The following is a 12,778-nucleotide window of genomic DNA, read 5'->3' as shown; positions in this document are numbered from 1 at the left end:
AAACCGCCCCGGTCAACGATCAGGCGAGCAGTTCGACGTCCCAATAGAGCCAGTCGCGCCAGCTATCGTGCAGATAGTTGGGCGGGAAGGCCCGGCCATGCTCCTGCAACTGCCAGCTGGTCGGGCGGATCGGCGAGACATGCAGCTTCATCGCCGCCTCGCGCGGGGTCCGGCCGCCCTTCTTCAGGTTGCACGGCGCGCAGGCGGTGGCGACATTTTCCCATGTGGTCCGCCCGCCATAGGCGCGCGGGATGACATGATCGAAGGTCAGGTCCTTGTGCGTGCCGCAATATTGGCACTGGAAACGATCGCGCAGGAACAGGTTGAACCGCGTGAAGGCCGGATATTGCGAGGGCTTCACGAACTGCTTGAGCGCGATGACCGAAGGGATGCGCATCGAGGCCGAAGGGCTGTGCACTTCGCGCTCATAGCTGGAAACGATGTCCACCCGATCCAAAAAGACCGCCTTGATGGCGGTCTGCCAAGGCCAGAGGCTCAGGGGATAATAGCTGAGCGGCGTGTAATCCGCGTTCAGCACCAGCGTCGGACAACTGTCCGGATGGCGGAGAAGGTCTGGATGGTACATAGAAGTCCGACCCCTTTCGCCCCGTCCTTTGGCTCAGGCCGTCCTTTGGCTCAGGAACGTGACGCCGACATGACAACATGGCCCGCGACTCGCCGTCAAGAGCCGGATTCATATTTGTGAAGCCCGCCACCCGTTTTGCCCCCAGCCCGACCGGGGCTCTGCACCTCGGCCACGCCTTCTCGGCGCTCGCGGCATATGATCTGGCCCGCGCGGGGGACGGATTGTTCCTGCTCCGCATCGAGGATATCGATCCCGGCCGCACCCGTGAGGCACATGTCGAAGGCATATTGACCGATCTCGACTGGCTCGGCCTCGCCTGGGATGGTCCGGTAGTCCGCCAGTCGCAGCGGCTGGCGCTTTATGCCGCCGCGCTCGATCGACTGAGGGCAATGGGGATTGCCTATCCCTGCTTCTGCACGCGCGCCGAAATCGCCGCCAGCGCCTCGGCGCCGCACGGCCCGGCAGGCGCAATCTATCCCGGCACCTGTCGCCATCTGGATGTGGAAACGCGCGCCCGTCGGATGGCGGGCGAGGCGCATGCCTGGCGGCTCGACATGGTGGCTGCGGTCGATCGCGCCGGCCCGCTCGTCTGGCGCGATCTGCTGGCGGGCGAGATTGCCGCCGATCCGCTCGCGCAGGGCGATGTGGTGATCGCGCGCAAGGATGCGCCGGTCAGCTATCATCTCGCGGTGACGGTCGATGACGCCGATCAGCGCGTCAGCCATGTCGTGCGCGGCACCGACCTGTTCGATGCCACGCATGTCCACCGGCTGCTGCAGGCGCTGCTCGATCTGCCGACCCCGCTCTATTGCCATCATCCGCTGCTCGTCGATGGCGAGGGGCGGCGCCTCGCCAAGCGCGACGGCGCCCGCTCGCTTGCCGAATTGCGCGCCGGGGGCGTCGATCCGGTCGGGCTCGTCGCCGATTTGCGGTCGATGCGCGATCGGCTTGGCTTCGCCCTGCCATCGGCCTAGGGTCGGGCGATAATAGCGGAGGGGGTTTGGGGACTGACGATGAATGCCTTTCTCACCATTCTCATCATCCTGGCGGCGCTCGCCACCTTGTTCTTCCTCGTGCGCGGGATCGTGATCTTCCTCCGCACGACCGAGGAGGAACTCAAAAATCCCGGTACGGGTCCCAGCCGTTCGTCGGTGCGCCAGAACCGCATGATGATGGCGCGCGTCGCGGCGCAGGCGCTCGCGATCCTGCTGATCGTCATCCTGCTGCTGGCGCGCCGCTGATCCGGCGCGATCATGGTCCGCCTCAACAAGATCTACACGCGCACGGGTGACGCGGGCACGACGGGGCTCGTCGACGGTTCGCGCGTGGCGAAGGACGATGCGCGCCTCGCCGCGATGGGCGACGTCGACGAAGCCAACAGCGCGATCGGGATCGCGGTTTCGGCCATGATTGAAGGTGACGACATCGCCGTCATGCTTCGCCGCATCCAGAACGACCTGTTCGATCTCGGCGCCGATCTCGCCACGCCCGGCGATGATTTCGCGCCGTCGCAGATGGCGCTGCGCATCGTACCGGCGCAGGTCGAGCGCCTGGAGCGTGAGATTGATGCGATGAACGAGGCGCTTGCCCCGCTCACCAGCTTCATCCTGCCCGGCGGCGGGTCGGCCGCGGCCTCGCTTCATCTGGCGCGCGCCATCGTGCGCCGCGCCGAACGCACGGCGGTTGCGACCGCGCGCGCCGCCCCTTTGAATCCCGCCGCGCTTACCTATCTCAATCGCCTGTCGGACCATCTGTTCGTCGCCGCGCGGCTGCTCAACGCCCGCGATGGCGGCGATATTTTATGGGTGCCCGGCGCGTCGCGTTGAAACATTCCGCTGGCCCGGCGCGTATTTCCCGCTGAGCCAGCAGAGGGGAAGCCCATGTCCACCGGCGCTCGTGCCGCAACGGCCCTGTCCGATCTCGCTTCGACCTATTGCGCCACGCGCGCCCTGTCGGTGGCGCTTGCGGCGCCGCTGTCGGATGCCGACGCGACAGTGCAGTCGATGCCCGATGCCTCGCCCGCCAAATGGCATCTCGCGCATACGAGCTGGTTCTTCGAAACCTTCGTGCTGCGCGATTTCGCAAGCGGATACCGGCCGTTCGATCCGGCCTATGCCTATCTCTTCAACAGCTATTACGAAGCCGAAGGCGCACGCCACGCGCGCGACAGGCGGGGGCTGATCACCCGCCCGTCGCTCGGGCAGGTCCTCGCCTATCGCGCGCATGTCGACGGCGCGCTCGCCGACGTGCTTGCCGACATGCCCGATGTCGCGCGCGATCTCGTCACGCTTGGCATCCATCACGAACAGCAGCATCAGGAATTGCTGCTCACCGACATCCAGCATCTGATGGCGCAGAATCCGCTGCGCCCCGCGCTGTGGGATGCCGCCTCCGCGATGCCCGCGCCCATGCCCGCGCCGCTGCGCTGGGTCGAGGGGCGCGAGGGCATCGTCGAGATCGGCTACGACGGCCCCGGTTTTGCCTTCGACAATGAAGCGCCGCGCCACCGCACGCTGCTGACGCCGCACGCGCTCGCACATCGCCCCGTCACCAATGGCGAGTGGCTCAATTTCATGGCCGACGGCGGCTATGCCGAACCGCGTCACTGGCTCGCCGACGGCTGGGCCTGGGTGAAGGCGGAAAAGATCGAAGCTCCGCTCTATTGGGAGCGTGACGGGCAGGGCGGCTGGCTGCGCTTCGGGCTCGATGGTCTGCGCCCGGTCAATCCCGCCGCGCCCGCCACGCATATCAGCCTCTTCGAGGCCGATGCCTATGCGAGCTGGGCCGGCGCGCGCTTGCCGACCGAGGCCGAATGGGAAAGCGCCGCTACCGGGCTCGCGCCCGATGAGGGCGTGTTCCTCGATCGCGCGATGGCGGTGCGCCCGCGCGCCTGCGTCGAGGGGGACGGGCAGAACGTGAAGCAGATGTTCGGCGACGTCTGGGAATGGACCGGCAGCGCCTATCGCCCCTATCCCGGCTTCCGCGCCGCCGAGGGTGCGGTCGGCGAATATAATGGCAAGTTCATGTCGGGGCAGTTCGTGCTGCGCGGGGGCAGCTGCGCCACGCCGCGCGGCCATGCGCGCGCCAGCTATCGCAACTTCTTCTACCCGCACCAGCGCTGGCAGTTCACCGGGCTGCGCCTTGCCAGGGATCTCTGAGCCATGCTTGTCAGCGACCTTTCCGTCGATCCCGCCTTCCGTGCCGACGTGCTTGCCGGCCTGTCGGGGCATCCGCGCGCCATCCCCGCGCGCTGGTTCTACGATCTCGAAGGCTCGCGCCTGTTCGAGCAGATCACGGCGCTCCCCGAATATTATCCGACGCGCGTCGAAACCGCGCTGCTCAAGGCGCATGGCGCGGAGATCGGCCGCCTCGTCGGCCCGGGCCGCGCCGTCGTCGAGTTCGGATCGGGATCGTCGATCAAGACGCCGCACCTCCTCGCCGCGATCGAGCCCTCGGCCTATGTGCCGATCGACATATCGGGCGATTTCCTCCGCCAGTCGGCCGCGGCGCTCGGCGCGCGTTTCCCGGATCTGTCGATTCTGCCCGTCGAGGCCGATTTCACCGCGCCCATCGCACCGCCCCCCGCGATCGAGGGCTTGCCGCGGCTGGGCTTCTTCCCCGGCTCGACGATCGGCAATCTCGTGCCGCGCACGGCGGTCGACCTGCTTCGCGCAATGGTCGCGACGCTCGGGGTGGGATCGATGCTGCTGATCGGCATGGACCGGATCAAGAGCAGCGACGTGCTCGTCCCAGCCTATGACGACGCCCGGGGCGTGACGGCGGCGTTCAATCTCAACCTCCTGCACCGTATCAATCGCGAACTGAACGGCGATATTCCCGTCGACGCCTTCCGCCATGTCGCGCGCTGGAACGACGATGAGGCGCGGATCGAGATGCATCTCGAAGCGACGCGCGACGTTGCGTTCAGCGTCGAGGGACTGCGCTTCGCGATGCAGGCGGGCGAGACGATCCATACCGAGAACAGCCACAAATATGGCCGCCGCGATGCGCGCATCCTGCTCCGCGCCGGCGGCTGGACGGCAATCCGCGAATGGACCGATGCCGCCGACAATTTCGCGCTGATTCTCGCCGAAGCGAAGCCGCCGCGCACAGCGCCTTAGTTCGATGACTTGATCCGGCTTGCCGGATCAGGTGCGGCACCGGCCCTCTCCCCCGCCCGGCCTCCCATCCAGGATACACTCTGTGGGAGGCCGGGCGGGGGAGAGGGCCGGTGCCGCACTCCAACAACAAAGTCGCGCGGCGCGACTCTAGCCGAAGCGCATTTCAGCCGGTAGGACGCCGCGATCATCATAGGAGGATCGGCAATGCAGGCGGTTGGCGTAATCGGTGCGGGGCAGATGGGCGCGGGGATCGCGCAGGTTTCGGCGCAGGCGGGCTATCACGTCTTCCTGTCCGACGTGTCGATCGAGCGCGCCGAAGGTGCCAAGGCCGCGATCGCCAGGCAGCTCGGCCGCCTCGTCGAGAAGGAAAAGCTGACTGCCGAGGCGCGCGATACCGCGCTCGGCCGCATCGAGCCCGTCGCGAGCTTCGAGAAGATGGCAACCGCCGGCCTGATCATCGAGGCCGCGACCGAGCGTGAGGAGATCAAGCGCGCCATCTTCGCCGAGGCGGGCAAGATCCTCGGCCATCAGGCGATCCTCGCCTCGAACACCTCGTCGATCCCGATCACGCGCCTCGCGCAGGCGTCGCCCGATCCCAGGCGCTTCATCGGCGTCCATTTCTTCAATCCCGTCCCGGTGATGGGGCTGATCGAGGTGATCAGCGGCCTCGCGACGAGCGCGGAGACGGTGAAGGTCGTCCAGACCTATGCCGATGCGCTCGGCAAGCGCGTCGTCCATGCCAACGACGCGCCGGGCTTCATCGTCAACCGCGTGCTGATGCCGATGCTCAACGAAGCCTGCTTCGCGCTGGGCGAGGGCGTCGCGACGATCCCCGATATCGATGCCGCCTGCCAGCTCGGCCTCAATCACCCGATGGGGCCGCTGACGCTCGCCGACTTCATCGGGCTCGACACCTGCCTCGAAATCAGCCGCGTGCTCTTCGAGGGCACGGGCGATCCCAAGTTCCGGCCCGCGCCGCTGCTCGTCAAATATGTCGAGGCCGGCTGGTACGGCCGCAAGACCGGGCGCGGCTTCTACGATTATTCGGGCGACGCCCCGGTCCCGACGCGCTGATGCTCTGGGCGCTCCTCCTCGCCGCCGCGCCGGGAGGGGCGCTCACCGATCCCTATGATCCCGCCAATCCCTTCGCCCGCATCATCCGGGGCGAGGCGGCGGCGGTGCAGGTGATGGCCGACGATCGGTTGATCGTCATCATGGACAATCGCCCCGCCGCGCCGGGCCACGTCCTGATCATTCCGAAACAGTCCTATCGCAATCTGCTCGATGTCGATCCGGCGACGCTTGCTGATATGATGTTCGTCGCCAAGCGCCTCGCCCGCGCCGAGGTGAAGGCGCTCCATGCTGACGGGGTCCAGCTGCAGTGGAACAATGGCGCGGCAGCGGGCCAGACCGTCTTCCACGCGCATCTCCACCTGATCCCGCGTTATGCGGGCGTCCCGCTTGTGGAGGAAAAGGCGGGCGATCCGCCCGCCGATCCCGCCGCGCTCGAGGCGGTGGCGGCCCGGCTGCGCGCGGCGCTCGCCCGATAGGCGCGATCGATCGGGCGAAGCCGGAACCGAAGCCCCGGCTTCCCCCGTCGTCATGGCGTCACTTCGCGCGCGCCGCGCCGACATCCCTGATGAATGCCCATACCGCCATCGGAAAGGGCGGCTTCTGGTCGCCCTGCCATTCGCCCATCCGGTCGTAGAGCCTCGTCGCCCCTGCCATCATCTCGGGCGTCGCGACGGCGGTGAAGGGCGCCAGAAGCGCCTGCCACTCGTCGTAGAAGGCGTTCGCCTCGGGGCTCGCCGGGTCGATCGGCAATGCCGCCTCGATCCGTGCCGACAGCTCCGTCCAGGCATTGCTGTAGGCCGTCTGGTCGAAATCGCCCGGCATGTCTGCCATCTTCTCGGCCCAGCGCGCCCTCTCCTCGGGGCTGAAATAGCGGTCGGTCACCGCCTGCCAGTTTTCGGCTTCCATCGATTTTTCTCCCGTCCTGATCAGCGAGCAGAGCGTCGCGACGTCGATCGGCTCGCCAAGATCGATGCGGGACTGGACGGACAGGAGCAGCGCGCGCGCCTCGGCGATCTCGATCGCGCGCGCCTCTATCTCCTGCAATTGCGCCTCGACAAGCCGGCCAAGGTCGACCGCGCGCCCACCCAGCAAGGTCGCGATCCGCGCAAGCGGGAAGCCCGCGCGCTTCAGCGCCACGACGGCATTGAGGCGGGCGATCTCGCCGGGGCCATAGAGCCTGCGGCCCGATCCGGTGCGCAGCGGCTTCACCAGCCCGCGCGCCTCGTAGAAACGCAGCGCACGGCTGGTCAGCCCGGTCATGCGGCAGACTTCGGCAATGTCGATCGGTTGTTCCATGCAAAGAGGCGTAGCGCTTGACGCTACGTCAACTTCAACCCCCATTTTGCGCTGGCGAGCTTGGCCGGCGGTTGATAGTCCTCGCTGATGACGACCGGATCCGGGGGCGGCGTTCAGATGCCGCGATCGCTCTTCGCCTTTTCCATCTTCTACGGCGGCATGGTCTGCATCGCGGGCGTGCTCGGCAACAAGCAGGTGACGCTTGGACCGCTGTCGGCGCTCGGTCCGCTCGTCGGCGTCAGCTCGCTCGCGGTCGAGGCGGGGATATTCGCCTTCCTGCTGCTGGTTGTGACGTCCAGCGCGGTTGCCGAGCTTCACGGCCCGCGCGTCGCGACCCAGCTCGTCCGCATCGGCTTCATTCCGCTGATTGTCTCGATCCTGCTGTCGGTCGTCGTGCGCGCGCTGCCTGCCGCGCCCGAAATGCAGCCGCAGGTGCGCGACGCGATCCAGACCGTGCTTGGCGGCACCTGGCGCATCTGGCTCGGCGGGATCGTCGCCTATGGCATTTCGCAGACGCTGAACGTCACCATCTTCGCGGCGCTCAAGGGGCGCGAAGGCTCGCGCCTCCTCTGGCTGCGCGCGGCGACGGCAAGCATACTCAGCCAGATCGTCGACACTTTGCTGTTTGTCACCATCGCCTTCATCGGCGTCTTTCCGGTCGGCGAGCTGCTCGCCGGGCAGATGCTGGCGAAGGTCGTGCTCTCCGCGATCCTCGTCCCGCCGCTCATCTACCTCTTCGTCGCGCTTGGCCGCCGGCTCGACCACGGCTGAAACCGCCACCCGAATCGAGGATTAGACGCGGCCCCGCGCATGCCCTAAAGGCGCGCGCATGACTGACGATTCCGCCCTGCAGGCGCTTCTCGCCAAGGCCGAAACCCTCACCGAAGCGCTGCCTTACATGCAGCGCTATGCGGGCCAGACCTTCGTGGTCAAATATGGCGGCCACGCCATGGGCGATCCGGAGCTTGCGCGCGATTTCGCCGAGGATGTCGTGCTGCTCAAGGCAGTCGGCATCAACCCCATCGTCGTCCATGGCGGCGGCCCGCAGATCGGCGCGATGCTCAAGCGGCTGGGCGTCGAATCGCGCTTTGTCGATGGCCTCCGCGTCACCGATGCGGAAACCGCGCATATTGCGGAGATGGTCCTCGCCGGATCGATCAACAAGGAAATCGTCGGCTGGATCGGCGCTGCCGGTGGCCGCGCCGTCGGCGTCTCCGGCAAGGATGCCGGCCTCGTCCTCGCCGAGAAGGTCCAGCGCTCCGAGGCGGACAAGCTTCAGGGGATCGAACGTCATGTCGATCTCGGCTTCGTCGGCGAACCCGTGGCGGTCGATCGCCGCATCCTCGATACGCTGTCGGGCGCGGGCATCATTCCCGTCGTCGCGCCGATCGCGATCGGCGCCGATGGCCACACCTACAACATCAATGCGGATACGATGGCCGGCGCGATCGCGGCGGCGATGGGCGCTTCGCGCTTCTTCCTGCTGACCGATGTCGCCGGCGTCCTCGACAAGTCGGGCACGCTGCTCACCGATCTCGATCCGGCGGGCATCGCCGCGCTGCGCGAGGATGGCACCATCTCGGGCGGGATGATCCCCAAGGTCGAGACCTGCGTCTCGGCGGTTCGCCAGGGCGTCGACGCCGCCGTCATCCTCGACGGCCGCGTGCCGCACGCGATGCTGCTGGAAATCTTCACCCGTCAGGGCGCAGGCACGCTGATCCGCGCCTGATCGCCTGTCTCGTCATTGCGAGGCGGCGTAGCCGACGAAGCAATCCAGAATGGCTGGCATCGGACTGGATTGCTTCGCCAAGCTCGCAATGACGCGGATTTTTTAGGGCAGGCACGCCGCGTGAACATCGTTACGCGCGGATAACCATATCCGCCGCCTTTCGTCTTTGGCGCTGTTCGGTTATCTGGACTGGCAGGGCAAGCCCCACGGAGTTTCAATGCTTCTCTCGATCTACCAGATATTGCAGATTCTGCTGTCGGTCGCGCAGTGGATCATCATCATTCAGGCCGTCATGTCGTGGCTGATCGCGTTCAACGTGATCAACACCTATAATGATCTGGTCCGCTCGATCTGGATCGCGCTCGATCGCATGACCGAGCCGCTCTATCGGCCGATCCGCAAGATCATGCCCGATCTCGGCGCGCTCGATCTCTCGCCGCTCGTCGTCCTCCTGATCATCATGATCCTGAAGGGCGTGCTGCTTCCCAATCTGCTGCTGCCACTGGCCTTCTGATGGAAGCATCGATCATCGACGGAAAGGCCTTCGCCGCCGGCCTGCGCGAACGCGTGGCGACGGGGGCTGCCGCCTTCACCGCGGCCGCCGGGCGCGCGCCCGGCCTCGCCGTGGTTCTGGTCGGCGAGGATCCTGCAAGTCAGGTCTATGTTCGCTCCAAGCACAAGGCGACCGTCGCCGCCGGCATGGAGAGCTTCGAGCATCGCTTGTCCGTCGACGCCAGCCAGGCCGATCTGATCGCGCTGGTGAAGCAGCTCAACGCCGATCCGGCTGTCGACGGCATTCTCGTCCAGCTTCCGCTGCCCGGGCAGATCAACACCGATGCGGTGATCGCCGCGATCGATCCCGACAAGGATGTCGATGGCTTCCACCCGGTCAATGCCGGGCGGCTGGCCAGCGGGCTGCACGGCTTCGTCCCCTGCACGCCGCTCGGCTGCCTGATGCTGCTCAAGGATGAGCTGGGCAATCTTTCGGGCCTCGACGCCGTCGTCGTCGGCCGATCGAACATCGTCGGCAAGCCGATGGCGCAGCTTCTCCTCAAGGAGAATTGCACCGTCACCGTCGCGCACAGCCGCACGCGCGATCTGATGGGCGTGGTCGGCCGCGCCGATATCGTCGTGGCGGCGGTCGGCGTGCCGCGCATGGTCAAGGGCGAGTGGCTGAAACCGGGCGCCACCGTGATCGACGTCGGCATCAACCGCACCGACGACGGCCTGGTGGGCGATGTCGATTTCGCCGGCGCGCTGCCGATCGCGGGCGCGATCACGCCGGTTCCCGGCGGCGTCGGCCCGATGACGATCGCCGTGCTCCTGCGCAACACGCTCGTCGCCGCGCACCGGCGCGAAGGCATTTCCTACGCGGAGGACGCCTTCTAGGATGTTCGCGCTGTTCGTCTCCGCCTTCGTCACTTTCCTGGTGGTCATCGATCCGCCGGGCTGCGCCCCGATCTTTGCGGGGCTGACGGCGGGCGCGACCTCGGCGCAGCGACGCGCGATGGCGATCCGCGCGGTGTTTGTCGCGGCATGCATCCTGCTCGTCTTCGCGCTGTTCGGCGAACCGTTTCTCGACGCGCTCGGCATCAGCCTCGATGCCTTCCGCATCGCCGGCGGCATCATGCTCTTCCTGATCGCGATCGACATGGTGTTCGAAAAGCGCACCGAACGGCGCGAGAATCGTGCTCAGAAGCTCAAGGAAACGCCGGAGATCGAGGATGTCTCAATCTTCCCGATGGCGATGCCGATGATCGCCGGCCCTGGCTCGATCTCCGCGATCATGCTGATGACGGCGCGCAGCCACGGCGTCGAATCGACGCTCACCGTGCTCGCCGCGATGGTCTCGGTCATGGTGCTGACCTTGCTTGCGCTGCTCCTCGCCGCGCCGATCATGAAAGTCGTCGGCCCGCGCATCGAACTCGTCATCACGCGCCTGCTCGGCGTCATCCTCGCCGCGCTCGCCGCCCAGTTCGTGATCGACGGCTTAAAGGCGAGTTTCGCCTGACAACCTAGCTGACTCGCCACAATTTCAGCGGCGACGACGCGGGCAGCGGCATCGGCGTCAGCCAGTCGAACTTCTCGCCGCGCGACAGCCGCGCATAGAAGCCGTTCGGGCTCCGCGACCGGTAGATCGTCGACTCCGACATGTTGGGGCAGGTCAGCAGCAGGGTCGCGCCGTGCCGCTTCGCGATCGCGCGCGCCTGTTCGGGCGATCCGTCGAACGCGTGGTGGATGTCGAGGATCGAATCGCCGTTGCGGTGATAGGGGCCGGCGATCGCGCTGTGATGCGTGACGGTGATCAGGCGCGGCCCCAGATCGACGAAGGTCATGATCGTCGTCGCGGGAAGCCTGGCGATCGGCGCCAGCGCCGGCAGCGTCGGGCAGCGCGCATTGGCCTTGCCGATGATCTTGAGCGCGGGCCGCGCCGGGCTCGCGGGCGGCCCGAATGCCGTCGGCGGCAGCCAGACCCACGCGGCGATGCCGGCTGCAGCGACGGCCGCCGCGCCGCCCATAACGGGCAGGCTTTGCCGCCACAGCCAGCCCAGCACCAGCCAGCCCAGCGCCGCCGCGCCGGGCAGCGCGATGATCTGCGCGCCCGCCCCGATCCGCGCCTGCCAGAACAGCATCGCGCAGGAGAGCAGCGCCATCAGCAGGATCGTCGCCCAGTTGGCGATCGCCCGCGCGTCGCGTCGCGCACGCCAGCACATCGCGATCGTGCCGATCAGTCCGACGATCGGCATGGACACGATGCCGATGATCACGTCGCGCTTCTGCAGCGTGATCGGCCGCGCTTCCTTGACGTTGGACAGCCACAGCCTGTCGAGTTCGGGCGACACATGTTCGGGCCGCGTCAGGCAGCCGGGCCAGGTGACAGCGAAGGCGCCCGCCACCAGTGCACCCGCCGCGCCCGCGACGAAGAGGCGTACGGCGCGGCTCTGGGTGTGGAGCAAGCTCATCGGATAAAGCAGCGCGCCGGCCAGCAGCAGCGCCGAAAGCCAGACGGGCGACAAAGCGTCGCACACCGGCGCGCGATTGGCATAGGAGGCGAAAAGCACATAGCCGATCGCGCTGCCGCCCGCGATGCCAAGCGCATAGGTGCGCATCCGCTCGGCCTCGGCCGCACCTTCCCACACCCAGCGCAGAACGATCGCGCCGCCGGCGATGGCAAGGAAGGGTAGCATCTCCAGCCCGATCACCAGCGAGATCACGGTCGAGATCGCCGCGATCGCGCCGCCCCTCGCCGCGCGCGGATCGGTCAGCCCCGCCATGGTCGCGGCCAGCATCGCCAGCTGCCAGCCATGATGGTCGATCCTCAGCGGCATGAACATGAACAGCGCGCTCTGGCACAGCAGGATCAGCGCAGCCGCCGGGATCGCTGCGATCGGCGCGACCAGCCGCCGCGTGGTGATGGCGGTCGCCGCCATCGCGATCGCGAGCGGCAGCATCGGCGCCAGCGCGACCGCCGTCTTCTCCGCAATCACGCCGCCGACGAACGGGCGCAGCGCAAGGATGATCCCCGCGATCGGCAGATCGACGAAGCGCGACCAGTGGATGTCGAAACCCTTGGGCGGATTCAGCCGATACTGGCGCAGATCGTACCAGCCCTGGCCGTTCAGCCAGTCACGCACCTGATCCATGCGGATATTGTCGTCGGTGTCGGGCAGCGCGAACCAGTGGATGCCGCCCCAGCGCACCCACAGCATCCAGGCCATCGCTCCGATCCACAGCGCGACCAGGGCCATGACCCAGTGGCGGTTCAGATATGCGCCCAGGTGCTCGACGTGCGCCCGCAGATGTTCGGCCAATGCCTGTTCCCTTATGTGTTGCGGCGCACTAGAGCATTTTTGGGCCGGCCGGAACGGGCGGCGGCCCTGAAAATGCGACATCGGGAAAATCGGGGCGGGTTCCGCATCGGCGGAAACCGCACTAGAGCATCGCGCGCCCTCGCTGGAGGGCCAACGGATA

The 12,778-nt window shown here is 67.1% G+C and carries 15 protein-coding genes; 12 read left to right on the top strand and 3 right to left on the bottom strand.

The window, feature by feature from the left end; all coding sequences use genetic code 11:
* Positions 1-19 precede the first annotated feature (19 nt).
* Positions 20-586: an HNH endonuclease gene (locus tag AC3WT0_RS06150; protein WP_492752255.1), complete on the bottom strand. Its 567-nt coding sequence runs from the start codon at positions 584-586 to the stop codon at positions 20-22.
* 77 nt (positions 587-663) lie between these two features.
* Between AC3WT0_RS06150 and gluQRS the strand changes: the two genes are divergently transcribed.
* From gluQRS to AC3WT0_RS06115, 7 genes are all read left to right on the top strand, one after another.
* Entirely contained in the window at positions 664-1,560 is an 897-nt protein-coding gene (gluQRS, locus tag AC3WT0_RS06145) for a tRNA glutamyl-Q(34) synthetase GluQRS (RefSeq protein WP_492752254.1), read from the top strand.
* Positions 1,561-1,599: 39 nt separating this feature from the next.
* Complete coding sequence (locus tag AC3WT0_RS06140; protein WP_492752253.1) at positions 1,600-1,827, top strand: twin transmembrane helix small protein; 228 nt, start codon at positions 1,600-1,602, stop codon at positions 1,825-1,827.
* 12 nt (positions 1,828-1,839) lie between these two features.
* Positions 1,840-2,412 (top strand): cob(I)yrinic acid a,c-diamide adenosyltransferase, encoded by a 573-nt coding sequence (locus AC3WT0_RS06135; protein WP_492752251.1) that lies wholly within the window; start codon positions 1,840-1,842, stop codon positions 2,410-2,412.
* Between the two features lie 54 nt (positions 2,413-2,466).
* Entirely contained in the window at positions 2,467-3,744 is a 1,278-nt protein-coding gene (egtB, locus tag AC3WT0_RS06130; protein WP_492752249.1) for an ergothioneine biosynthesis protein EgtB, read from the top strand.
* A gap of 3 nt (positions 3,745-3,747) precedes the next feature.
* Positions 3,748-4,707 carry an L-histidine N(alpha)-methyltransferase gene (egtD, locus tag AC3WT0_RS06125; protein ID WP_492752248.1) on the top strand — a complete coding sequence of 320 codons (960 nt, stop codon included), beginning with the start codon at positions 3,748-3,750 and terminating at the stop codon, positions 4,705-4,707.
* 204 nt (positions 4,708-4,911) lie between these two features.
* Positions 4,912-5,781, top strand: coding sequence for a 3-hydroxyacyl-CoA dehydrogenase NAD-binding domain-containing protein (locus tag AC3WT0_RS06120; RefSeq protein WP_492752247.1), 870 nt, complete (start codon positions 4,912-4,914; stop codon positions 5,779-5,781).
* On the top strand, positions 5,781-6,257 hold the full coding sequence (locus AC3WT0_RS06115) for an HIT family protein (RefSeq protein WP_492752246.1): 477 nt from the start codon (positions 5,781-5,783) through the stop codon (positions 6,255-6,257). Before AC3WT0_RS06120 ends, AC3WT0_RS06115 begins: the two co-directional genes overlap by 1 nt.
* A 58-nt stretch (positions 6,258-6,315) precedes the next feature.
* Here AC3WT0_RS06115 and AC3WT0_RS06110 read toward each other — a convergent pair whose 3' ends face one another.
* Entirely contained in the window at positions 6,316-7,077 is a 762-nt protein-coding gene (locus AC3WT0_RS06110; protein ID WP_492752245.1) for a MerR family transcriptional regulator, read from the bottom strand.
* A gap of 117 nt (positions 7,078-7,194) precedes the next feature.
* Between AC3WT0_RS06110 and AC3WT0_RS06105 the strand changes: the two genes are divergently transcribed.
* From AC3WT0_RS06105 to AC3WT0_RS06085, 5 genes are all read left to right on the top strand, one after another.
* Positions 7,195-7,848 (top strand): queuosine precursor transporter, encoded by a 654-nt coding sequence (locus AC3WT0_RS06105; protein ID WP_492752244.1) that lies wholly within the window; start codon positions 7,195-7,197, stop codon positions 7,846-7,848.
* A 58-nt stretch (positions 7,849-7,906) separates the two neighbouring features.
* Positions 7,907-8,806 (top strand): acetylglutamate kinase, encoded by a 900-nt coding sequence (gene argB / locus AC3WT0_RS06100; protein ID WP_492752242.1) that lies wholly within the window; start codon positions 7,907-7,909, stop codon positions 8,804-8,806.
* Between the two features lie 217 nt (positions 8,807-9,023).
* Entirely contained in the window at positions 9,024-9,320 is a 297-nt protein-coding gene (locus AC3WT0_RS06095; protein WP_492752241.1) for a YggT family protein, read from the top strand.
* A complete protein-coding gene (folD, locus tag AC3WT0_RS06090; protein WP_492752240.1) occupies positions 9,320-10,195 on the top strand; it encodes a bifunctional methylenetetrahydrofolate dehydrogenase/methenyltetrahydrofolate cyclohydrolase FolD in 876 nt (291 codons plus the stop codon). The genes AC3WT0_RS06095 and folD overlap by 1 nt, the downstream gene beginning before the upstream one ends.
* A gap of 1 nt (position 10,196) precedes the next feature.
* A complete protein-coding gene (locus AC3WT0_RS06085; RefSeq protein WP_492752238.1) occupies positions 10,197-10,817 on the top strand; it encodes a MarC family protein in 621 nt (206 codons plus the stop codon).
* Positions 10,818-10,821: 4 nt separating this feature from the next.
* On the opposite strand, the gene AC3WT0_RS06080 is transcribed toward AC3WT0_RS06085, so the two are convergent.
* Positions 10,822-12,618, bottom strand: coding sequence for an AcrB/AcrD/AcrF family protein (locus tag AC3WT0_RS06080; RefSeq protein ID WP_492752237.1), 1,797 nt, complete (start codon positions 12,616-12,618; stop codon positions 10,822-10,824).
* Positions 12,619-12,778 lie beyond the last annotated feature (160 nt).

The sequence above is a fragment of the Sphingomonas sp. EU05-FHT14C10 genome (assembly GCF_058790595.1).
Note: the sequence above shows the minus strand (reverse complement) of the source record. Positions and strands in the feature narration are given on the sequence as shown.

Coding starts and splice junctions, on each gene's coding strand:
- AC3WT0_RS06105 (WP_492752244.1), top strand. CDS start 7,195: ATGCCGCGATCGCTCTTCGCCTTTTCCATCTTCTACGGCGGCATGGTC.
- egtD (WP_492752248.1), top strand. CDS start 3,748: ATGCTTGTCAGCGACCTTTCCGTCGATCCCGCCTTCCGTGCCGACGTG.
- argB (WP_492752242.1), top strand. CDS start 7,907: ATGACTGACGATTCCGCCCTGCAGGCGCTTCTCGCCAAGGCCGAAACC.
- egtB (WP_492752249.1), top strand. CDS start 2,467: ATGTCCACCGGCGCTCGTGCCGCAACGGCCCTGTCCGATCTCGCTTCG.
- folD (WP_492752240.1), top strand. CDS start 9,320: ATGGAAGCATCGATCATCGACGGAAAGGCCTTCGCCGCCGGCCTGCGC.
- gluQRS (WP_492752254.1), top strand. CDS start 664: ATGGCCCGCGACTCGCCGTCAAGAGCCGGATTCATATTTGTGAAGCCC.
- AC3WT0_RS06095 (WP_492752241.1), top strand. CDS start 9,024: ATGCTTCTCTCGATCTACCAGATATTGCAGATTCTGCTGTCGGTCGCG.
- AC3WT0_RS06135 (WP_492752251.1), top strand. CDS start 1,840: ATGGTCCGCCTCAACAAGATCTACACGCGCACGGGTGACGCGGGCACG.
- AC3WT0_RS06120 (WP_492752247.1), top strand. CDS start 4,912: ATGCAGGCGGTTGGCGTAATCGGTGCGGGGCAGATGGGCGCGGGGATC.
- AC3WT0_RS06150 (WP_492752255.1), bottom strand. CDS start 586: ATGTACCATCCAGACCTTCTCCGCCATCCGGACAGTTGTCCGACGCTG.
- AC3WT0_RS06085 (WP_492752238.1), top strand. CDS start 10,197: ATGTTCGCGCTGTTCGTCTCCGCCTTCGTCACTTTCCTGGTGGTCATC.
- AC3WT0_RS06115 (WP_492752246.1), top strand. CDS start 5,781: ATGCTCTGGGCGCTCCTCCTCGCCGCCGCGCCGGGAGGGGCGCTCACC.
- AC3WT0_RS06140 (WP_492752253.1), top strand. CDS start 1,600: ATGAATGCCTTTCTCACCATTCTCATCATCCTGGCGGCGCTCGCCACC.
- AC3WT0_RS06110 (WP_492752245.1), bottom strand. CDS start 7,077: ATGGAACAACCGATCGACATTGCCGAAGTCTGCCGCATGACCGGGCTG.